The 20,234-nt window shown below is 59.2% G+C and carries 25 protein-coding genes; 3 read left to right on the forward strand and 22 right to left on the reverse strand.

Annotation, left to right across the window (positions count from 1 at the left end; genetic code table 11):
• Positions 1 to 39: 39 nt before the first annotated feature.
• The 15 genes from E9677_RS12505 to E9677_RS12570 are packed head-to-tail and all read right to left on the reverse strand — an operon-like array spanning position 40 to position 10,742.
• On the reverse strand, positions 40 to 2,139 hold the full coding sequence (locus E9677_RS12505; RefSeq protein ID WP_235882941.1) for a phage tail protein: 2,100 nt from the start codon (positions 2,137 to 2,139) through the stop codon (positions 40 to 42).
• Positions 2,139 to 2,543, reverse strand: coding sequence for a DUF6950 family protein (locus E9677_RS12510; RefSeq protein ID WP_168801200.1), 405 nt, complete (start codon positions 2,541 to 2,543; stop codon positions 2,139 to 2,141). Before E9677_RS12510 ends, E9677_RS12505 begins: the two co-directional genes overlap by 1 nt.
• A complete protein-coding gene (locus E9677_RS12515; protein WP_136558434.1) occupies positions 2,528 to 3,094 on the reverse strand; it encodes a hypothetical protein in 567 nt (188 codons plus the stop codon). The genes E9677_RS12510 and E9677_RS12515 overlap by 16 nt, the downstream gene beginning before the upstream one ends.
• Entirely contained in the window at positions 3,094 to 3,813 is a 720-nt protein-coding gene (locus E9677_RS12520) for a hypothetical protein (protein WP_136558435.1), read from the reverse strand. The genes E9677_RS12515 and E9677_RS12520 overlap by 1 nt, the downstream gene beginning before the upstream one ends.
• Positions 3,804 to 5,768: a phage tail length tape measure family protein gene (locus E9677_RS12525; protein ID WP_136558436.1), complete on the reverse strand. Its 1,965-nt coding sequence runs from the start codon at positions 5,766 to 5,768 to the stop codon at positions 3,804 to 3,806. The genes E9677_RS12520 and E9677_RS12525 overlap by 10 nt, the downstream gene beginning before the upstream one ends.
• Complete coding sequence (locus tag E9677_RS25175) at positions 5,758 to 5,922, reverse strand: hypothetical protein (RefSeq protein WP_168801191.1); 165 nt, start codon at positions 5,920 to 5,922, stop codon at positions 5,758 to 5,760. Before E9677_RS25175 ends, E9677_RS12525 begins: the two co-directional genes overlap by 11 nt.
• 2 nt (positions 5,923 to 5,924) lie before the next feature.
• Positions 5,925 to 6,338, reverse strand: coding sequence for a gene transfer agent family protein (locus E9677_RS12530; RefSeq protein WP_136558437.1), 414 nt, complete (start codon positions 6,336 to 6,338; stop codon positions 5,925 to 5,927).
• Positions 6,338 to 6,787, reverse strand: a complete 450-nt coding sequence (locus tag E9677_RS12535) for a phage tail tube protein (RefSeq protein WP_136558438.1) — start codon at positions 6,785 to 6,787, stop codon at positions 6,338 to 6,340. The genes E9677_RS12530 and E9677_RS12535 overlap by 1 nt, the downstream gene beginning before the upstream one ends.
• Positions 6,788 to 6,806: 19 nt before the next feature.
• Entirely contained in the window at positions 6,807 to 7,235 is a 429-nt protein-coding gene (locus tag E9677_RS12540; protein ID WP_136558439.1) for a DUF3168 domain-containing protein, read from the reverse strand.
• A complete protein-coding gene (locus E9677_RS12545) occupies positions 7,236 to 7,661 on the reverse strand; it encodes an HK97-gp10 family putative phage morphogenesis protein (RefSeq protein WP_136558440.1) in 426 nt (141 codons plus the stop codon).
• Positions 7,645 to 7,830 (reverse strand): hypothetical protein, encoded by a 186-nt coding sequence (locus tag E9677_RS12550; RefSeq protein ID WP_136558441.1) that lies wholly within the window; start codon positions 7,828 to 7,830, stop codon positions 7,645 to 7,647. The genes E9677_RS12545 and E9677_RS12550 overlap by 17 nt, the downstream gene beginning before the upstream one ends.
• Positions 7,831 to 7,839: 9 nt before the next feature.
• The gene (locus E9677_RS12555; protein ID WP_136558442.1) at positions 7,840 to 8,199 is read right to left on the reverse strand and encodes a head-tail adaptor protein; all 360 of its coding nucleotides are present in this window, start codon (positions 8,197 to 8,199) and stop codon (positions 7,840 to 7,842) included.
• Between the two features lie 7 nt (positions 8,200 to 8,206).
• Positions 8,207 to 8,536, reverse strand: coding sequence for a head-tail connector protein (locus E9677_RS12560; RefSeq protein WP_136558443.1), 330 nt, complete (start codon positions 8,534 to 8,536; stop codon positions 8,207 to 8,209).
• On the reverse strand, positions 8,536 to 9,396 hold the full coding sequence (locus E9677_RS12565; RefSeq protein WP_205910137.1) for a hypothetical protein: 861 nt from the start codon (positions 9,394 to 9,396) through the stop codon (positions 8,536 to 8,538). Before E9677_RS12565 ends, E9677_RS12560 begins: the two co-directional genes overlap by 1 nt.
• The gene (locus E9677_RS12570; protein ID WP_136558444.1) at positions 9,396 to 10,742 is read right to left on the reverse strand and encodes a phage portal protein; all 1,347 of its coding nucleotides are present in this window, start codon (positions 10,740 to 10,742) and stop codon (positions 9,396 to 9,398) included. Before E9677_RS12570 ends, E9677_RS12565 begins: the two co-directional genes overlap by 1 nt.
• A gap of 152 nt (positions 10,743 to 10,894) precedes the next feature.
• Between E9677_RS12570 and E9677_RS12575 the strand changes: the two genes are divergently transcribed.
• Entirely contained in the window at positions 10,895 to 11,107 is a 213-nt protein-coding gene (locus tag E9677_RS12575; protein ID WP_136558445.1) for a hypothetical protein, read from the forward strand.
• A 144-nt stretch (positions 11,108 to 11,251) separates the two neighbouring features.
• Here E9677_RS12575 and E9677_RS12580 read toward each other — a convergent pair whose 3' ends face one another.
• The 5 genes from E9677_RS12580 to E9677_RS12600 all read right to left on the reverse strand — a co-directional run bounded on the left by E9677_RS12580 (position 11,252) and on the right by E9677_RS12600 (position 16,133).
• Positions 11,252 to 11,533: a hypothetical protein gene (locus E9677_RS12580; RefSeq protein WP_136558446.1), complete on the reverse strand. Its 282-nt coding sequence runs from the start codon at positions 11,531 to 11,533 to the stop codon at positions 11,252 to 11,254.
• Between the two features lie 62 nt (positions 11,534 to 11,595).
• Positions 11,596 to 13,590 (reverse strand): phage major capsid protein, encoded by a 1,995-nt coding sequence (locus tag E9677_RS12585; RefSeq protein ID WP_136558447.1) that lies wholly within the window; start codon positions 13,588 to 13,590, stop codon positions 11,596 to 11,598.
• A 34-nt stretch (positions 13,591 to 13,624) separates the two neighbouring features.
• Entirely contained in the window at positions 13,625 to 15,325 is a 1,701-nt protein-coding gene (locus E9677_RS12590) for a terminase large subunit domain-containing protein (RefSeq protein WP_136558448.1), read from the reverse strand.
• On the reverse strand, positions 15,312 to 15,800 hold the full coding sequence (locus E9677_RS12595; protein WP_136558449.1) for a helix-turn-helix domain-containing protein: 489 nt from the start codon (positions 15,798 to 15,800) through the stop codon (positions 15,312 to 15,314). The genes E9677_RS12590 and E9677_RS12595 overlap by 14 nt, the downstream gene beginning before the upstream one ends.
• A gap of 72 nt (positions 15,801 to 15,872) precedes the next feature.
• Complete coding sequence (locus tag E9677_RS12600; RefSeq protein WP_235882942.1) at positions 15,873 to 16,133, reverse strand: HNH endonuclease; 261 nt, start codon at positions 16,131 to 16,133, stop codon at positions 15,873 to 15,875.
• Positions 16,134 to 16,319: 186 nt separating this feature from the next.
• Between E9677_RS12600 and E9677_RS12605 the strand changes: the two genes are divergently transcribed.
• The gene (locus E9677_RS12605; RefSeq protein ID WP_136558451.1) at positions 16,320 to 16,859 is read left to right on the forward strand and encodes a hypothetical protein; all 540 of its coding nucleotides are present in this window, start codon (positions 16,320 to 16,322) and stop codon (positions 16,857 to 16,859) included.
• Between the two features lie 151 nt (positions 16,860 to 17,010).
• Here the strand turns inward: E9677_RS12605 and nusG are convergent, their stop codons facing one another.
• Both nusG and E9677_RS12615 read right to left on the reverse strand, forming a co-directional pair.
• Entirely contained in the window at positions 17,011 to 17,661 is a 651-nt protein-coding gene (gene nusG / locus E9677_RS12610; protein WP_136558452.1) for a transcription termination/antitermination protein NusG, read from the reverse strand.
• Complete coding sequence (locus E9677_RS12615) at positions 17,648 to 18,874, reverse strand: hypothetical protein (protein ID WP_136558453.1); 1,227 nt, start codon at positions 18,872 to 18,874, stop codon at positions 17,648 to 17,650. The genes nusG and E9677_RS12615 overlap by 14 nt, the downstream gene beginning before the upstream one ends.
• Positions 18,875 to 18,999: 125 nt before the next feature.
• On the opposite strand from E9677_RS12615, the gene E9677_RS12620 reads away from it, so the two are divergent.
• Positions 19,000 to 20,175 (forward strand): pentapeptide repeat-containing protein, encoded by a 1,176-nt coding sequence (locus tag E9677_RS12620; RefSeq protein ID WP_136558454.1) that lies wholly within the window; start codon positions 19,000 to 19,002, stop codon positions 20,173 to 20,175.
• The last annotated feature ends 59 nt before the right edge of the window (positions 20,176 to 20,234 follow it).

The following is a 20,234-nucleotide window of genomic DNA, read 5'->3' on the forward strand; positions in this document are numbered from 1 at the left end:
CGGCAATTGCCAAGGTGGGGCGGAATAGAAGCTTTGAGCTTAGCTGACGGTGAAGCTGCCGGTCGCGACCGCTGAAGAGGCGATACCGGATGAATTCACGCTAGTCAGAAAGCCGTATTTGATGCCGGATGTCAGGCCGGTGACCACGCGACCATCGGCGATGTTCGGCGGACCATATTCGGTGGCGACAAGCGTGGCGCCGGAAAAGCTGTTTGCGGTGTTGATGTAGATCCGCACGGCCGCGAAGTTTGGAGAGTTCGGCGCCACCCAGGAGAAGCTCCCCTGCCCGGCGCCCCCGGTGACGCCGGCGCCCGTTACCACCCCAGGCGCGACAGGATCAGCGACAGCCGTGACCAGTTGATAGTCAGTCCATTCCGAAGGCGTTCCGCCACCCCATGCGCGGAGCCTGACACGATACTGCTGGCCATCGACGAGATAACCGGAGCGAACAAAGTTTTCCGCCTCCCCAGCAAACACAGATTGCACCCCCGTCGAGCCGCTGGTGCGTTCGTATTCCATCTCGTAGCGAAGACTGCTGTCGCCGGCGGTCCACTGACCACGCAAATAGGCTGCGGTCGAGCTGCCCGTGATGACCTCGTTCAGAACAGTCACTGTAAACCCAACAGGCGCCGGGACGCCTTCAGACTCGATCGGCGGAGGCGATGCACCAGGAACCCCTTCTTCCGTTCCCGCATCGAAACCATACAGGCCCTCGGTCACGAGAATTCCGCTGAAGCTCACCCGCATGTTGCGCAGGTCGAGCGACACTGTGGATGTTATCTCGACGATCGCCTCGACGAGCCCGCGGCTGGGATAATGGACGCGAATGAACCTTTGATAGGCGCAGTTCTTTGCGGCGCGGTAGTCTGCCGTGACGGTGACCCGTCTCGCATTCGCACGGACATAAGTCAGCTTCTGCTTTCGCTGGCAGTGGTTGTGCGACTGGACAGCGGCATTGTCGAAGGTCTTCGTGCGCTCGGTCTCATCGAACTCGCCGTATGGGTCTCCATAGAGAGAGGCATCCTCTGTATTGTAGTCTTTCGCGGCGTTCTGGTAGCGGCCCCGCACTGCAAGCACGGTCGAAGCCATGCGTTTGTTTTTGTCGACTTCGATCGCAAAGATGCTGTCCTGCGTCAGTCGAACAGAAGGCGCCACGAACTCGCCGGCATGCACGCCGATCTTCCCATCGCTACGCTCATAGACGACCAGCTCGGCGGCCTCATCGAGCGTGCGCCCAACCTCCACTGGATCGTTGTTCGTCCGGAACCAGAAGCCGCCCCAGTAGCGGCGCTCGTTGCCGCCACTGCGATTGGTCACGATTTCGTCGCAGACATCGGCGGCATGCATCCAGTCCGGCATATACATGCGTCCATATCCCAGCTTGCCGCCAAAAGGCTGCGCCAGGTGATCCAGTCGCATCAGGGCCAGATTTCTTGAGAATTCCCACGTGTTCGGGTTCGCGTGTCGGTGAGCGCCTGAACCGCCGGGCTGAGTTGAATCCTTGCGCGGGTCATAGAGCAGCGCCCCGTCCCCGATGGCAGAGTGCTCAGGCATCTGGTTGGGAAAGATCCGCAGGTAATACTGATCTTCAGGCGTTTTCGCACGCATGCGGACAGAGGCAAGGCCGTCGCCACGATGATTGCTCGTCCACGCGCCAGGGAAGGCTGAAACCACATCTGAATAAGCCGTCTCATCATTCAGGCCGACCCTGCTCACAATGTTCACATAAGAGGTTCCGCTTCGAACATACGCGTTGGTGACATTGCCAGATCCGTCAAATGCAAGCGCCTTGTCGTGCCCATAATGCGTGACAAAGCCTTGAATGCGACGGCCGCACCAAACGATGATGTGATAGGCGACCCCATTTTTTTCCTCGAGGAAGACGTAGTCACCACCCTTCTTGACCCGACCGTAGACGATCGGAAGGGGCGGCACATTCTGTTTGAGATTGTAGGAACCATCCTCTGGCCGCGGAACCGAAGGCTTCTGCACCAGCAGCGACTGAAGCATCCCGGCACCATAGGCCAGACCGCCATAGAGTGCCGCCATCGTCCCGAGATAGATGAGGTTCGACGCGATGACGCTCGTCGTGCCGATCGACGCCACGATCGTCAAGGCAATGGATTCCAGAATACCCACTAAAGCCTCCAGATCGCCAACGGCTTGGCAATGATGCGTTTGAAGCCGTCTGGCGCGCGAGTCAGCCAACCCTCGCCATCGTGGATCACGCCGAATTGGCGAGTCATGTTTCGAGAACTGCCGACAGCGCCAAAGTCCCCCAATTGAGGTTCATCGACCATGGTCGCGCCAATCGAAAGCGCGCACTCTTCAATCAGGGACACAGCACCACCCCGAGCAGCTAGAATATCGAGCTGCCCCTGCCCCGCTTTGTAAGCCCCACGCAGATGCTCTGCGGCGTCGGGATAGCCGAGCCACTTCGCCCATTCGGCGATGACAAGACAGCAATCCACTTTGCCACCGGGCGTCCATGGCTCGTGCTCATAGGCGTCAAGAAAAGCCCGCAAACTCACCAGCTCGGCCATCTGATTTTCTTATCCCTCAGTCCAGGAACCCGTTCAGCGAACCGATCGAGGGCAGCGGAAGGGTTCAGCCTCTTTGCCCGCTCTTTTTGGTCGACGTCAGAGAGGACAGCCCCATTGTTGAGAACGCGGAGCGTGAAAGCGTTGACGACCTCGACAGTCACGACCGACTGGGACACCTCTTCCATCGCCTGGTCGGCCACCTTCATGTTGTCGATCGTGCCGGTGAATTTTACCTCGGGCTCGCCGACCGGCTGCTCGAAGTCGTCGAGCTCCTGGATCTTGATGACGACGGGAGAGCCGACGACGCTGCTGGTCTCGTCATAGTCCCAGACCTGGTCGCCAGTGGACGTATCGATATTGATCAGCGACAGCGTGAGGGTAAAGGCCTCCCCGTTGATCGCCGCCTCGATACTGTCCAAACTCCCTTCCGCGAACTGCGCCGCGCGATAGATCTCGCCCGCCTCATCGATAAAGGCTCCGCCCGACCCATCCCAGAGACGCAGCACCGTATCCGGCAACGTGATGTCGACGAGTATCTTCAGCGACGCCATCAGACCAAACCCAGGGCAAGAGCGTTCCAGTAGTCCGTCGCCTCGACGAACCGCAGGGATGGATAGGATGTCCGCGATACGGCCTCCTGGGTCACATCCATCCCGCGATCGTCGGCGAGATGGCACAGGCAGGTTGGCCGGTCGAATTCCAGATCACAATCTGCTGGGATCAGTTCGCGCACCGTGGGCGAGATTGGAACCTCCCACACATCGCCATCGACACTGATAACGGGCCCCGTCTCATAGAGAGCGTGATTGCAGGAGAACCGCACGCCCACCAGATTGCTATCTGCATGGATAACCCGCAGACGAATGGTGGTTGCTCCAATGGCCGTCACGCCGACCGATTTTACACTGATCGCGCCCTGCACATAGAGAGAACCATCGCTAAAGGTCGAGCCGTCGCTATGTTTGGTCTCTGGCATAGGTTCGAACGACCCGGAAACGTACGGAGCCGACAAGGCAGAGCGCACAGGAACGGCGATCAAACCCGATCGCCCGCCAAGCTTTTGCCGTATAGCCTGCCACGTCTGCCACTGCGCTTTGTGGCGGTTCTGCAGGATAACGTTCATGTAGTCGATCGACCAAAAGCCGAGGTCAGTCCGATAAGACGGCGATATGCCGCCCAACGTGGCACCGCCGGACCGCGTGAATGGAACCAGGTTCGCCGCCACTTGCTGCGGACGCAAGACACAGTGCGGCCAAACGATCATCGCCATTCTGCACCTGCTTTGTCGTTCTGATATCGGGCCATCGTAGGAACAACGCGCTGCGTTGACTGCTGAACGGCGACTTGCACGATGGTACCGCTTGCCGTCTGGATCTGCTGGTCAGCGGTCTCGGCGATGACGGAGCGGTCTGCGGCGAGATTAACCGTGATCGTCTCTGCGCTGCCCGACATCCTTCCCCCGCGCGGGATGACGACTTCGCCGCGCTGGAGTATCGCCGGCACCTCACCAGGTGCCAGACCGGCCACGCCTCCGGAGTGATAGCGCTTCGCTCCGCTGAAGACGGATGGAGAGACCGCGCGCCCATGCCCATAGCCATCCTTGCCAGCGACACCTCCGGAATGCAGTATTCCTGGAATAATGAAGCCACCAAGAAGACCACCACTACGGCCGCCGCCCGCGCCGCTGAAAATGGAACTGATGAGCTTATCAAGACCGCCATCAATGGCCTTGCTGAGTATGCGATCGAGGGCGTTGGCCAGAATATCCGCCCCACCCTTGCCAGCCCGAAGATCTGAGATGATGCCGCCAAGAACATCCTTCGCTACACCCTGAAGCTCCTGCATTGCGTCTTTGTTGGCTTTCAGCGCATCCCGTTCGGCATACGTCGCCTCGACCAGCTGCTCAATCTTGGCGCGCTGCTCGTCAGTCGCTGCCGATCCGGCGCGCCGAAGCGCGTTGGCGACCTCGCGCTCGACGTCCGTCGCTCCGAGGATGCTTTGTTCGAACTCCAGCTGCTCTATGAGATCGGCGACAGCCTTCTTTTCGCGCTCGGCATCGCTGATCGCTTTCGAGCGTCCGCCGCCGCCGCGCGCCTTAGGCAGGCCCGTCAACTCGATCAGAGGCCGCGATTCCGGCGTCGGCCCATTCTCCGGGGTCATGAAACCGGGATTTTGAATATTCCCTTCCGCACTCCGATCCACACCGCCATAGGCACCGCGAGTAGGGTAGAGCGCCGTCGTTGCCGCACCACTGGCCGCGTTCAACTGCTGGACACTGCCCGCCGCGGCAAGCGCCGAGGCCGACAACTGGTCGAACATGGCGCGGAAAGCATCGAGCGCAGGAATGCCGGTGCTATTGATTGCCGCAGCCAGTGCGTCCTGAACGCGCTGGACATCCTCGACGCTCAGGGAGCCATCTTCTGCAGCTGCCGCGAAATCGTTGAATGCGCTTTGCAGCCCGAGGATGACATCGGTCTCTTCGCCGGCTGCCTGAAGCTGGCTGATGAGATCGCTCATCTCCACGCCGACGCTTGCGATCTCTGCCCTGGTGCTTTCCAAGGTCCCGGCGTTGATGATCTCAATGCCCTGCCGCAGTTCGGAAAGCTTCTGCGTGCGCTCCAGCTCGTCGGCATACTCGCGCAGGGCCGGAACAGCGTCACCCCAATCACGGGCAATCTGCTGGATAAGCTGACCTTGTTTCTTCAGAGCCTCGGCAGACTTGTCGCTCTCAGAAAGCAGGCTCGTGAAATACTGGATAGCAGAGCCGCCCAGCGCGATGATCGCAATTGTCGCCAGCGAAACCGGATTGAGCAACGACGTAAACGCTCCACCAAGCGCCGCTACAGCACCACGCGCTCCGACGCTGCCAAGGGCCTGGTTGATCTGCGAGCCCTGCTGAAGCGCAATCAGGAACGGCGACTGCCCACCCGCAAGCTGGACACCGATATCATTCAATTGTGCGGCAAGGTTACCGGTCTGGACCGTAGAGGCCTTCATCGCCTCCTGATATCGGCGCCCGCTATTTGCAGCGGTGTTGAAGGCCCTGTTGCTGTTGGCGGCCACGCCATCAAACGCAATACCTGCAGCCTTGTCTATTCCGCCGAAAGCCTGCTCGATCGCCTTCGTATCGCGCTGCGTCTGTCCGACCAGGCCCTTCAGCTGCCGCTGGATCTGGCGCACGTCGGCACTGATGCTCAGCACCAGCTGTTCATTGTCAGTCGCCATGAGGGTTTCCGTTCAGCCAGGTCCAGAGCTCGTCCTTCTCGGACTCGCTAAGCTTCTTGTCGCCCTCTGGGTCATTGGCTTGGATGAAGCCATCGAGAGCGGCGAGGTATTCAAAGATCGAAAGGCCCATCACCTCTTGCGGTGACAGCCCCATCGCTATTCCGTTACCGATGATGGCGGCAAATCGGAGTTTTCCGTTGGGAAGTGGTCGCTCCCCGCCTCCGGACTTGCCGCCGCCGATTTTTTTCCGACGTCTTCCTCCGGCGTGCCAACGACACCGGCGCCGAGGACGCGTTGGGCGACGACGAGGCTTTCGAGCGGAGGCCGCTTTTCAACTTCGGAGGCCACCAGGTCCAGCGCGGTTTGTGTGTCGACACCCGCTCCAATCAGGCCCCATTTGATGACCTCAGAAATGTCCTGAAGCTTCCACCGACCCGTCAGCAGTCTGTCGAGAACGACATAAGGCCCGGCATCGCAAGCCTCCTGGATCTTCATCAGCTCCCGCCACGCGAGGCGGAAGAAAGTCTTCTTCCCGTTGAAAGGGACCTCGCATGAACCGTCGCGACTCATCAGGGCGTTGCCGGCGTGACGGTGCGGACCATTTCGCCATCGGACTGCATCGACACATTCAGCGTCGCACGGCCGGCATTGGCGGCACCAGCCTCAAGGCTCTCGATGTGCATCGAGCCGGTCCATGTGATGGTCTTCGTCGGAAATTCCCATTCGACCTTGGCTGGAATAGAATCGATGCTGTCGTAGCCGTCGAGCCAGATCTCGACGCTCTGCTCGGCAAGGACACCCTCGCCACTGATCGACATCGAGAGCGAGGTGGCATCTCGGCCAAGCCAGTCGATCTTGTCCGGGTCATCGCAGTCAGGAATATTGACCTCTTCCAGCCCCTTGTTCAGCGTGATCGAGCGCTGCGTGAAGCCGCACGGCGCGGCATAGACGATGGGATCGGAATCGTCACCGAGCAGGACGCGGAATTTGCCGCCCTTGATGGTAGTTGCCTTGGCCATAGCTGTCTCCTGGTGGCAGTTAAGGTTGTTCCGCGAAGCCTTCGAAGGTCATCACGGCATGCGAGGTGAGCCCATCCGGATCACGGAGGAACCGCGTCTGCCGGTGGCGAAAATCCACGAGTGCATTTGTTGGCAAGGTGAGATCCGGCGACTTCAGCGCCTTGCGGATCTCGTCACTGATGCGTTTCGCCTCCGGAAAGCCGACGGCGCGCGACCAGACATCGATATCGAGTGATATTTCGAAGCCATCGATACAATCAGCATCGTCGCTGGTCTCGTCGCCTTCTCCAACGCTGATGTATGGCCATCCAGCTCCCGTCTGAGCTATGCGCAGATCTTCTTTAGGCACTGAATCATAGACCCTTCCGTTGACGGAGGCCGAGAGGCCAGCCCATGCCTTCAGTCGCGCAACGATTACGCCTTGCAGTTCCAGCGACGGTGAAGCCATTTACTTGCTCTTCGCTTTCTTCACAGCCTTGCGGACCGCAGCAGCCATGTTGCGCCGGACCCGTTTCCGCTCCTGGCGCCAGGTAGGGAAGATATGCGGGCGCTTCGACATCTTGACGGTCCCAAACTCCAAGAAGCGCCAGATGAAGTCGGCAAACACGCCGGTTGCGCTCGGATCCTTGGTGTCGCTGTTCGAGGCGCCACCACCCAGTGCGCGCTCCTTTGGCCGATCTGCCAGACGCGCTGCCTGAATGCTGGCCTGATAGCCGCCCGTGCGCGGGCCAGGAGCGCGAGGCTTGATCTTGTTCGCCACCGACTGCGCACCTTCGAGCTGCGCCTTGGCGAGCTCTTCTTCAGCCTCCGGGACAATACTCCGCAACATCCGTGTCACCTTTTCGCGGCCCAGCATCTTAGCCTTGATCGCCATCGGACACCTCGTTGGGGCTGGCTCGATCGAGCGAGACCGCCTTTCCGGCAGCGATCGCGCGTTCCGCGCAATCGCGCTTCACCGTCTTCTTCATTCCGGCCCGATACCCAATCGTCACCTGCGGCGTTGGCTTGTAGTCGAAGTCATAGGTGAACAGGACCCGGGCCACCGATAGCTCCTATGCCGCAACGCCGCTCTTGACCTGGAAATAAACAAAGCCGGGCATCGTGATCCCGTCTGGCTGCGCAGTGATGGCGTAAGTCCGCGCCACGCCGTGGTCATTGATTACGGCCTGCCATTCAGAGGTTATCTGACGGGTCTGCGTCGACGAGCGCACATACACATGCAGCACCTGCGTGCCTTCGAGGCGAGCGGCAGCGACGGCCTCGGACAGACCGCCAGGGCGCAACGCCGCCCAGACCGTGAACTTGTCCTCGAATGGCCCGGAAATCTGATTTCCGTATCCATCGTCAGAAATGCTCCGCGCCTGAAATCGTACCTTTCGGTCGAACTCCGGCTCCGAAGGTGGTTTTGCCATTTCTCACCTATGATAGCGCGGGATCTCGGAGTGGTTTCAGGAGGGCTTTGACAGATGGCGGCAGCTCATCGCCGGCAAAATCCTGCCTTAGGTCGGCCGGTCTATACCAGTGCCGGAGCAGCAGGATCACCGCGACCTGGAGGACTTCCGGAACGACGGCGCCTTCTGGCAATTCGCCATCGACCAAGCCGAGAACGATACCGGCACGAGCGTCGAGGTGGTTGATCACCGCTCCCGATGCGGCGGGGATATACACGTCCTGCAGCAGCTCGTCGTCATCCGAGCCATCCACGCGTAGCGCATCCTTAACACTCGGCAGGGAAACCAGAGAGACCATCAGCTGCCTCCTGCGGGAATGCCGACGCGAAAGGGCTGGGCGGCCTTGGCTTCCTTAACCACACCATCCTTGCCGTCGCGGCCGCGCTTCACTGAGAGGCGCCAATCATCGCCGGCATCCGGCTTAGCTGAAGTCTCTTTCTGCGCGATCCAGACGCTGCCCGCCCAGGTCACGGCATCGCCGGCCTTGTAATCATTACCCTCCCGATAGACGCCGCGGTCGATGACAACCGGCATTACGAAGGGAAATTCCTTGACACGCTCGCCTTGAACGAACCGCAGCGTGAAGGTTTTCTCCCCATCGTAGACCACATCGAGGTCATCAAAGCCGAAGCCGTCCAGTCCCGGCTTGCCTTCTCCGTCCCTGCCGACGACCGTGCCGAGGCTCTTGGTAGCGCCATCAGTCAGCGTCACGACAAGCTCACCGTTCCGATCGATCAGAGCGCCTGCCAAGCCCACCCCGTCTTTCCCATCGATACCGTCCTTGCCGTCTTTCGCTACAGGAAGCTCGCTGACCCGCCTCTCGACTTCGGAGGCAATGATGGGCGCTAGATCCTCGACAGGCACACTCTTGCCGTTCTGAGGGACGGGGATGACTGAAACAGCCGCCTTCACCGCTTCACCGATCATGGCGGGGAAGTCAGGAAGCTCTGGCAACTGCGGAATTTCGGGGATGACAATCCCTTCCAAGGCAGCCTTGAGTGCTTCGAGATCGCCCGAGAGATCAACAGGCGCCGGTATGGCTTCAAAGTGCTTTTCCAGCGCATCAATGCGTGAACGGAGCGGTGCCATCTCCTTTTCGAGATAGCCCTTGACCACGCCGACGATCTCCGCGCCGAAGGCCTTGCCGTCGAAAGTCATCAGCGGAGTCCTTTGTAGATTTCGATGAGCGCGGCGCGAGCCTCAGCTTCGGCAGCATTGTCATTGGCAGCCTCTGCAGGCTCCGGCGTTGCCGCTGGAACAGTGCCGAACGGGTCGGCCTGAGCATCACGCTTGGCGAGAGCCTCAAGGCTAAAGTTCTGCTGTTGAAGCATGGGGCTATCACCGCCGGGCTTTGGCTTGAGTTCGAGCCGCTTCCTCTGCTCATTCGGAGACATGATGCCCTTCGACTTATCGAGCATCTCCATCTGAGTAACACTGTCCATGCGAAGAAGATTGTCGGTGTCAAACTCGGTTCCGATGGTCTCGACCATGCCGAGACCTTCATCCAGGCAGAGTTCGATCGACTCCAGAAGAACCTGAAGGCACTGGGAATAGTATTCGACGTTCAAGCTTTGGACATTGTTTGCTGTTGGCACGGGTCCAAGGCCGATCTTGTAAGGCGGCACGTGGTAAGTCGAGCAGACGACCTCGCCGGACCATTTCAGCTGTTCGATCAGCTGGGAGTCGGTCGCCTTCGCCCTCATCGCCTCATACTTGAGTCCATCGCCAAGGACCGCGACCTTTCCAGAGTTTTTGCCGGAAAAGTTCGCGTCCCAGTATGCCTTGAGCCTGTCGGCCGTGTCCTGTGCAATCGAGCCAGGAGCGGTCAGGACGCCCCCTGGTCGAGCGCCATTCTGGAAGAAGAGAGTACTGTCGTTCTGGACGGCGATCCCCTGCATGGCAGCAAGGCCGCCGGCGAAGATGGGAGAAAGACCGACCAGAGGATGAAAGAAGCAATTGAAGCGGTCGTGGATAATTTCTCGCGCGGGCACGATCACGCTTTCCTCTACGCCGCCGAGGGGGTCCTTGCTCAACTGATAGAAGACACTGCCATTCTCGGAAACCAGAGGCGTCACCAGCATAGGATCGAGCACGTAAAGCTTGACCACGACACCGCGGCCGTCGCGTTGCTTGAGGATGTAGGCGTTGCCCCGCTGCAGCTTCGATAGAACCCAAGCCTCCATGAACTGGATGCGATTCTGGAAACTGTTCGGCTTGCGCAGAACCGGCGAATACGCCGGATTGCTGGTTTCAGTCCAAATCCCGTCGCCGTCTTTCGCGACAAGCTTGATACGCAGCTTCGAGATGTCCGAGGCGATCAACGTCCTACAGGCGAAGTCGGCGTGGTTCGACAAAACGGAATCGTAATTGATCTCGACGTTCTGCTGCCAGGCGCCTGCGTAGGACTCCAGGACGCTCCACCAGCCACGGCGCCCGCTACTCACTGGCGACATAGATTTCTGTGCCGCTCGACTGCGGGTAATGTCCATGCCGAAGAGACGCATACGTCATCCACTTTCAGTTGACGATCGAAGTTGAAGGTCCAGATGCGCCAAGGCGCGATTGTTGACTTATCAAAGCCGGCTCATTGCAGGATCCTGCAATAGACAGACCCTGCCCCTTGTGGCCTCCTGCCCGAAACAGGAGCCCCAAGCCCATGGATGACATCACCCACGCAATTCAGGTCGAGCCCGGTCGCTGGCGCGTTTACGTGGCCCGCGAGAACATGCGCCAGGTCAGGATCATGACCGCCCTGCAGTTCTCCCGGCTGCTCGCCGGGGAGCCCCATGAAGTGGAATTGACCTTCATGGAATGGGAAGACGAAGGCGCAGATGACCTCATCGAGGGCCGGTTGCTGTTGAAGGACTGATCACGCCATTCTTGATGGGGCTGGCGTCGTAAGCGATATTGTTCTCGCTCTCGAACTGGACGCCACGTTCGCCGTCGCCTGGCGGTGTCCGCGACACGCGATAGCCAAGGCCCCGCCTTGTGATGAGGTAGACCTTCTTTGCCATCAATCTGCCTCTGCCAACTTTGCTTCGATAGTTGCGGCATCCCATTGACGGAAGGGGCGCTTGCCTGTCTTCGTCTGGTATTTCTTCCGAAGGGCCGTGAGATTGTCCGACGCCTCTCGCTTCAAGCTGCCGCCTTTCCTTCCGTCGCCATCGTGGTCGAGCGGATGAGAGGTTTCAGTGACCACCAAATCCCGCCGCTCATACCCGAGCTTTCCGAGAATGTTCGCAAACCGGGGATCGCGGGCGCGAAGGGCGCGGGTCATATAGGAATGGCTTTTCATGATGCTCTCCTTCGGTTCAGAAGAAGGGCGAGCCGAAGCTCGCCCCTCATGATGAGCCGAAATCAGGGGGTGACGACCGGATCACCCCAGGTGATGTTATCCATCCATGCGACAGCCGAAGCGCGACGGCGTGCCCAGTTGATGGTGCGCTCAGCACGGAACGCGACGCTGTTCGTCTGGAACATCGAGACGAGTTCAGCGGGCGTCGGCGTATCCGAGTTGTGAGCCGGAGCGCTGTCCATTTCCAGCGAAGCTTCCGTGGACATGGCGATGTCGACACCGCCCTCGTCGGCAACCCAGATATCCTCAGCATTCACAAGAGCGACATAGTCGGTCAGATAGTTGGACACGACGACGGGAAGTTCGAAGAATGTGCCGCCCTGCATCGTGATGCCGGGGAATTCACGCTGACCGAGAGGGTTCAGCATCATCATGAGCCGAAGCGCATAGGTCGCGGACATTACCCAGACGCCGGACTGCAGAGCGTTGTTCGCCGTCACGAATGCGCCGATCAGAGCCTGCACATCTTCGCGAACGCCATCGGCGCCCGTCGCCGCGCTGTTGGTGATCGCGGTAACGCCATTGAGGATGGAGCCAGGACGAACGCCAGCCGATGGCGCATTTGTCGGGTCGATGAAGGACAGGTCCGACCGCTTTGCGATCGCCTTTGCGAGCGAGTTGCGGATCAGGATATCCGATGAAGGAGAACTGTCTCGGATCAGTTCCATAGTCTGAACGGCGATGGTCGCGATCTTGAGCGGATTGAGTTCGGTGCGGCCGGCCGTCATGCGGGTGAGCGGCTTTGCCTTACCTTCGCCAACCCACTGCGCATCGGTCTCAGACGCTTCGCTGATGAGCGGGACACGGAAGGGGATGCGGGTCAGACTCGGGATATTGCCGGTGCCAAATCGCCCGAGAACAGTCATTGGGCGAAGGAACTCGACAAAGTCTGCGAACCCGCCTTCGTTGCCGATCAGCTCGGCAGTGTTGCTGGTCGTCATGGCAGAAACTGCTGCCTTGACGATGTCGATCAGATCCGGGTCGGTCTTGCCGTAGAGCTGCTCGGCAACGCCGACGATCGGCTGGTGGGTCTTGGTGGAGATCGCCAGGCATTTGGCGTAACGAGCGAAGCGGATGCCCTTGTCAGGTTCGTTTGCCTTGATCTGGACGCCATTGCGCAGCGATGTGCCGAGCTCTGCCGTCTTGATCTGATTGGCGATCACAGGTTTCGCACCGGCCGCCTGCATCTTCTCCATGGTTCGGAGACGCTTCAGATCGCCGTCGATGGCGTCGACCTCGCCGGAAAGCGTGTCGAACTCTTCCTGTTCGGACTGGTCGGTCGAGCGACCTTCATCCATGGACTTCTGCATAACTTCCGACATGCGTGCGGACTTTGCCTGCCGGGAGGCTTCCAGCGCCGCGATCTGTTCAGCAATGGTTTTCATAGCTGTGACTTCCTTGATTGTGAGATTGATGGAGTGTTGGGATTTTCCCGTGGCGCCGGGAGTGACATTGGCAGGACGCTCGATTTTGCCTGTCGCGGCGGGAGCGTTCGTATCGAAGGACTTGATGACCGCGACACCTGCCGCGTCCATGTTCTTGATGCTGGTCATGACGGCTTCGGGCTGGGCCGGAATGGTTACCGCCGACAGCTCGTAAACTTCAGACTTAATAAAGCGTATGCCACCCTCATCCAGGAAGGCGTATTCGACGGCCCGAAAGCCGATCGAGACGGCGCGCACGAGGCCGATCTTGATGGACTGCCAAGCCTCATCGATTCGATCCTTCAACTTGCCGTCTTCGGCAATCACGGGGATCTCGGCTTCGAAAGTGATGCCGTCTGCCGTGGGCTTATCGAACTTGACGGTGCCGATCGGCTGGTGCGCGTCATGCTGCCAAAGGAACGCCATCGGATTGGTGAACTTGACGCCCAACGGTTCAACGATGTCACCGACGCGATCAACGGCCGGCGTAGTCGCGATGCCACGAATGATGCGCTTTTCCTCGTCAACTGCTTTGATGGTCAGGGACGAATATGCGCGGCGCGTCACTGTCATGACGACCTCCAATTCTTAGATGGATGTGGATGACTTAGCCGAACACCAGCATCTGGTAAGCGGCCTCTTGTTTGGCCTCAGGGTTCTGAAACATCAGCATGGCGGCGTTGAAGAGCGCCATGAGCATGTCGATCTTGGCGGCACCCGAGATCTGTTTCGTCACCACGTAGTTACTGCCCTTGAGTTCCTGTTTGGCGTTGCCCACAGACCAGGACATGATGGACTGATCGCCATGCAAGAAGCGCGAATCCTCAAGCTTCAGAGGGACCGACGAGATAGCCGTCTGCAGCTTCCAGCCCTGAGCCACCGCCTGAACCAATGGCTGCTCAAGCTTTAACTCCTCGAGGGCGTCGAGCAGCAAGGCGATACCAGCACTATCGAGACCTATGCCAGCCTGCTCGGGAAGTAGACCGGAGTCCGCTACACGCTTGCAGATCTCGGCGGCAGATGCGGCCTGCTCTTCACCTGTGGCGGACACAACCAGGTCACCAGCCTGCTCGAACTCCCTGAGCCGAGAGGCGATCGACTTGCGCTGCTCGAATACGGTGTTCCGGCCCCATGCGCGCCCCCAACCAAGCCACCGCTTGGTGCGCTTCTCGCGCCCGATCACGTAGAGCGCGGCCAGGTCGTCCGCACCGCCCCAGTCGATCCCGATGGTACAGACCTCCGACCGTGCCAATAGCGCATCAAGTCCGGTCAGGCTTCCATCGATGCAGGACGACCAGTGAAGAGCGCCCGACCAACCGTCACCGCCGAGGCCGACGCCAATCTCGATGTTTAGATGCTGGCTTGCCCAGATCTGCTCGGTCTCTTTGTTGACCTTGCCGTTGTTCTCGTAGTCGTCGATCAAGGCTTGCGGATCGATCGAGCGCCCCAGGTTCGGAAGAATGCACTTCCAGTTCTGCTGGTCGCGCCAATAGTCCTGATTGACCTGTTGCTCACGCGGGAACTCGTAGAGCACCGGTAGCATGATTGGCGATGCGCCGGCCTTGCCGTCCCTGATGGCGCGGGCCTTGTCCAGTTCGGTTCGCCAGATCCCCGCCGGCGCCTCATCGGACTGCGTCGTGATCATCAGCACCTGGCCGCGCTGCTTGGTGATCCCGCCGCCCCGGATCTGCTGCATAACCCTGGTAGCCTTTGCCGCCTTCCCCAGCTCGTGCAGCTCGTCGATGATCGTGAGGATCGGGATTTCACCGGTCACGATCGACGTGTCGAAGGTCTTAACGTCCAACTGAGTGCCCGTCTTGCGGCGGGTGATGCACTTCAGGTGCTCCTGAACCTTGAAAATCTCGGCCAGCTTGTGGTCGCTCTGGACCATCAACTGGGCTTGACCGAAGCACCGCTCAGAGATGTTCTGGCTGGGCGCGACAATCAGCATCTGCCGGTTCGGCGCTTCTTCCATGAAAAGCGCGGTTAAGCCCAGCGCCGCCACATAGGTGGTCTTTGAGTTCTTCTTCGGAACCATGCAGAGGAGTTCCCAGACCAACCGCTGCTTCGTGTCGGGATCTTCGCTGGCGAGGAACGCACACAGGATGTCGCGGAACCAGTCACCGCAGGCCTCAGCCAGCGTCGGATTGCCCGGAACGTCCGGCAACCGCAGGCGATTGAAGAAGGCGAGAGCCTTGGCGGCCTTTTCCCGATTGAGCGGGACATCCGCCATTGGCGTCTCGCAAGCCTGAAGCTTCTCCCACCAGTCCGGGCAGGCAAACCGAGGCTGATCCTCAGTGGTGTGCATTCTGCTTTGCTTCCAACTCCAGCTCAGACATCAGCGAGGCATCAGCGTCGAGTGCCCGCATCTCATCCATAACCTTCTTGCCGACCCGCTCTGCTGGTGCCGCCTTCTCATCGCGTTTAGGAGCCGTCGCCAGCTCTCTCTCCAACTCCATCCGATCGTTACGCTCCATCAGCTTGGCGAATTCACGCATGGCGCCGACGTTGCCAGCCTTTGCGAGATCCCAAGCAAGATCGAGGCGAGCCGCTTCAAGTCTGTCGCGCGCCAGGTCTCGGCTTCTCAGCTCCTGAAAATAATTCTTCCGCAAAGTCGGCTGAGTGATGCCGAGCGCGCTTGCAATGCGCGAGTTGGTCCAGCCCATGGCTAGCAACAGCATGACTTTGTTGCGGTTTTTCTCAGTGGCAACATGCGGCGGTCGCCCGCGCTTTCCCCAACCGTCTGGAATCGGATCGCCGAGCAGGTCAAAGTTCGTGCTCACGAAAATAAAATCTCCGAATGAGAGGGGCGCGGGTGGGGAAACCAAGGGTCTCTGAACTTTCGACCCTCCCCCCTACCGGAGGCCGGCCCGCTCTTGCTTCTGCTTTTCGCTATCGTGGTAGGCTTTGCTGACCGTCTCGATGTTCTCAAGATCCCAGAACAGGACAGGGTCGCCACGATGGGGGATCTTGTGGTCGGCCACTGGGCTATTGTCGGAGGGATACTTGCCGATGCAGAGCACGCCCGTCTTCTGGCAGCGATAGTGATCGCGAGCCCAGACTTGTCGCCTCAGCTTCTTCCAGCGCTCAGTGCCGTACCAGCTGCGCCACGGCACCTGCTGATCTCTAAGTCTTAGCCGAGTTTCTTCGTCGACGGATGACGTCTCAAGGCGGGGCTTAAGAAGAGAGAGCCTGTGCTTTAGAGACCTCAAGGGCCGCCTCGGGCATTTTGCTGATCTCTTCACTGAGCACCTATTCTTAACTGTGCGCGAGTTAGTGAATTCAAGCAAAAGGAGTGCACGATGGCCTACATTATCGATCGAAAACCACTTGGGTTCTTAGCGGTTGGCGACTCCAGTTTTTATATACAGCACGCGCGTCTGGACTTGCCAGATGTCACCAGGCTGTTCGAGCCTAAGTATGATTGGCATCCGCCTATCATTATGACTCGGGCGATTGTTCGGCGAATCAACGACGTCCTTAACCAAAAGTTCGGATCGTCGGTGCGCCTCGTTGACGGACATGTCGTTGACGGATCGATTCGCTATCAAGATGGACAGCTGATCATTGAGGGAAAATTTCTTCAGGCTGCTGTTGTCGGCATTTCGTTGGTCAACGGCTATGCAACCACCGTTGAATCTATCGAATTGATTCTAGGTCAAGTTCATGGCGCAGTGACATTTGCGAGCGAACAACTTGGCTTGGATGACTTTAGAACTACGTTCAAGGACCCGAGATTAGTGCAACGAGAGCTCGATCCGTTTTTGCCACCTGAACGAAGACTTCAACCTAAGACCTTCGATATTCGTAACCGCTACGATGACCTGATCGAGTTCGAATAGCTTTCGCACTGGCCTTGAATCGATGTCCGCATCTGGGACAGTCAAGGCTGGGGCTGACCGGTGTACCGACCTCGGGATTGCTCCCCGCTTTCTAGGCGTTCTCAGAGGCTCACTAGCTGGATCATCAGCTCATCCAATGGACGGATGACTCTCACAGTTTTTCGAGGATGGCAAGCGGCAGCAATGCAGGCGGCACGTTGAACTCTGAGAAGAACTCGACCACCGCATCACCCAGCCCGTCGCCTCGCGCACTCACGATCTTCCCCTCGGCTCCCTTGAATGGCCCATGCGTGACCTTCACCTTCGCATGCAGCTTCAGCTCAGGCGACCGTCGTGACCAGTCAAACCAGCCATTGCGCGATCGCTCCTCGAATTGCTTTACTTCCGAATGAGTTATCGAACGAGGTGAAACCATTCCACCAACGACGCGATCGACGAATTCCAGCCCGCAGACACCGAGGAAAGCATCGACAGAAGGCTCAAAGCGCACCAGCACGTAGCCGATCATGACCGGGATCGTCGGCAGCACCAGACGCCCACGGCGACGGATCTCACGCCCCTTTCGCATCGGCACCAGGCATTCGATGCCATGTTGCTTCAGATCGTTTTCCACAGCCAGTTCTCGCCCCGGCATCACCTTGAGAGCGAACCACGGCGAATCATCCGCCGCATGATTGGCTGCAGCAGCGATGCAACGCTCGCCGATTCGGCGATCGCGGATCGCCGCTTCCCTCTTCGCAACAGCACGATCGCTGATGATGATCGTCCCGTTTTTGAAGGCCGTGTCCCTATGCTGCATCATCGCTGATCCCTCTGCCTGTCGCCTCGTTCAGTTTCGCCTGCAGCTCCGCCATCGCCGCTTCTGTTTCGCCTTCCGGCAGCCACAGCCATTCGGGCGTGGGCTCCGGCAGCCATGGCCAGCCCATGCGCTCGTGCATCGCCTTCCAGGCAGCAAGCTCGTCGCTGTCGCGATGCATCTTCACGAAGCCCTCCGAGATCCCGACAAGCGGCCCCGGCACGAGCGATCCGACCCGCCTGCCCGCTTTCTCGTGCATGTCGGTCACCTTCGGCCAGCCATAGCGCGCCATGCGCTCCCGCTGGATCTGCCGAGCCATGTCGGCATCGCGAGATTGCGCCGTCTGGAACTGGCTGAGAGCCGGCCAGCCTTCCCGGCGCATCGGCTTGCTCAGCTCGGACAGCCTCAAGGCCATCCAAGCACGGGAGAACGGATTGAACAGCGAAGGCGGAGCGACATCCGACTTGGGATCGTCCAGCCGTTCCCACATCCGATCGGCGAGATAGGTGCTGGCAGCGCAGAACTTCGTGCGTCCGAGCCCCTTCACGGCAGCCACATAGGCCGGCGTCTTGGCAAGGCAGGCCTCGCGTTCCTCGTCGCTGAGCGCAAACCACGCCTGCCGAGCGTTGCCCTCGCCGTCCGAGATCATCGTCGGCCACATCGGCCACCATTTACGGAAGCTGCGCTCGATCTTCCTCTTCTCCTCTCCCGAAAGCTCGCGCGTCGCGCGCTCTCTCGCTTGTTCTGCAGGAGGAGTTAAGCAAGAGGTATTTAACATAGGTGCCGGTCTAGGATCGGCAGGGGGTGCCGACTCTGGACCGGCAGGGGGTGCCGGTACACCGGCAGGGGGGTCGATCTCCGAAGCCTCCCCGATAGGACCGTATTCCTTGTCTTCATCGTCGAGATATGCATCGAAATCATAGCCTTCAGGCGGCGGAGCGTCGTAAACGACGCGATACCAGTGCGCGCTGTCGCGACCGTTGTCGCTGATGACCTCCCGACGTTCCACGGCCCCGATCTCGACCAGCCGCGCGATCGAGGCCTGCACGGTCGACCGTGCGCAGCCGAGCTGCTCGGCAATCTTCACCTGGCTGCGCCTGGTCCAGCCATGTCGCCGGTTGGCATTGAGGCCGAGCGTGCAGAGTACCTGCAGATCCTTCCCCCTAAGGGCAGAATGCAGGATCACCCAGCCGGGAATGATGGACAGACGCGGCGTCATGCGGACACACTTTCCGGCTTCACGCTGGACTTACCATAGCCATGCTGGAGCGCCTCAAGAAATACCACTTGCAAAGATTGGAAAGGCGCAACATTCTGTAAACGTTCAACTAACCGGATCCGAACGTGACAACCATCTGGAAACGAATAAGCTCGCTCGACGACAAGGCGAAACCGTTCATCCGGGCCATCCAAGACAGTGCTACAGGCCATCTGGCTGCATGGATTGTCGCTTTTGGCACAGCGCTTTCTATCGTCTTCACGACCATTCAAGTGCTCGAGGACCTCTCTGACCGTCGGGAAGAACGACAGGTACGGAAGGAGGAACGGCATGAACGAGCCTTTTCCCGGCTCCTGATGCCCGCTGACGGAAACATTGGCAAGGGACGGGCGCTGATGGTCCTTGCCCAAGGCGATGCGCTGCCCGGCTCTCTGGACCTTTCCTGCGAGTTGCGCGGGCGTTGGGACAGCGTAGAAAAACGGTGTGTCGCGCCCCCCATTTTCTCCGATATTGAACTGTCTACCGGGAGGACTAGGCGGTTTGCCGAAGAGTATCTGCGGCATCTCGAAGGGGGTGAGTTCGTACCCTACACCTTCAACATTCTGGGTCCGCTTCAACTCGAGGGAGAGCAAGAGTATTCCGCTGACGCCGACGCTGCTTATTCCGCAGACATCAGAACGTTCGCCGGCGCAACAATCGAGGACTCTAGCTTCTCCGGAAATAGGATAAGTGGAGACATTTTTTCCGGAACCCGGGTCGAAACGTCGAGTTTCGAAAACGCGCTCATTGGCGGACTTCCCGACCAAGCTCATTTCAGCCGCTGCGATCTGACCGGTTCCCTTGTATTCGAGGAGTGGGGAAACGAGGAAGATCGGGCGACGGTTCGGCGTTTTACGCTGACAAGTTGCAACCTCAGTGGCGCGATTCTGGTGAACTCCGGCAACAATACGTCCATCTTTTTCCCGCATATGGATCCGCAGAATCCTCGAGATCGCCGGGACGCGAGAAATTGGTTTTGGGCTGACAATCCGCCGCGTTTGTCGGACGGGAAGTCGGTTCGCAGGCTCTCCGAGATCGAAATGCAAGACTTCAGAATATGCGACCCCAAAAAAAGACCCAAGAGACCAAGAGTTGCCAAGCTCGAGGAATACTTCGCAGCCACCTCGCAGTTGCGGTTTGTGCGGGGTGTGACTGAGGTTATGATCAACGTTGAGCAGCAAATACCCAACGAAGAAGTTTGCAGCCTCAGCTTCAAGGTGGCTGCTGCGCGCTATCCAAACGAGTACAATCTCCAGCGATAGCACTCTACGCTCTTGCGCGGCCACCGCACACAACTTGCTCAGCAAATCACACACAGGTT

The sequence above is a fragment of the Peteryoungia rhizophila genome (assembly GCF_004912145.1).
Lineage (GTDB): Bacteria > Pseudomonadota > Alphaproteobacteria > Rhizobiales > Rhizobiaceae > Allorhizobium > Allorhizobium rhizophilum.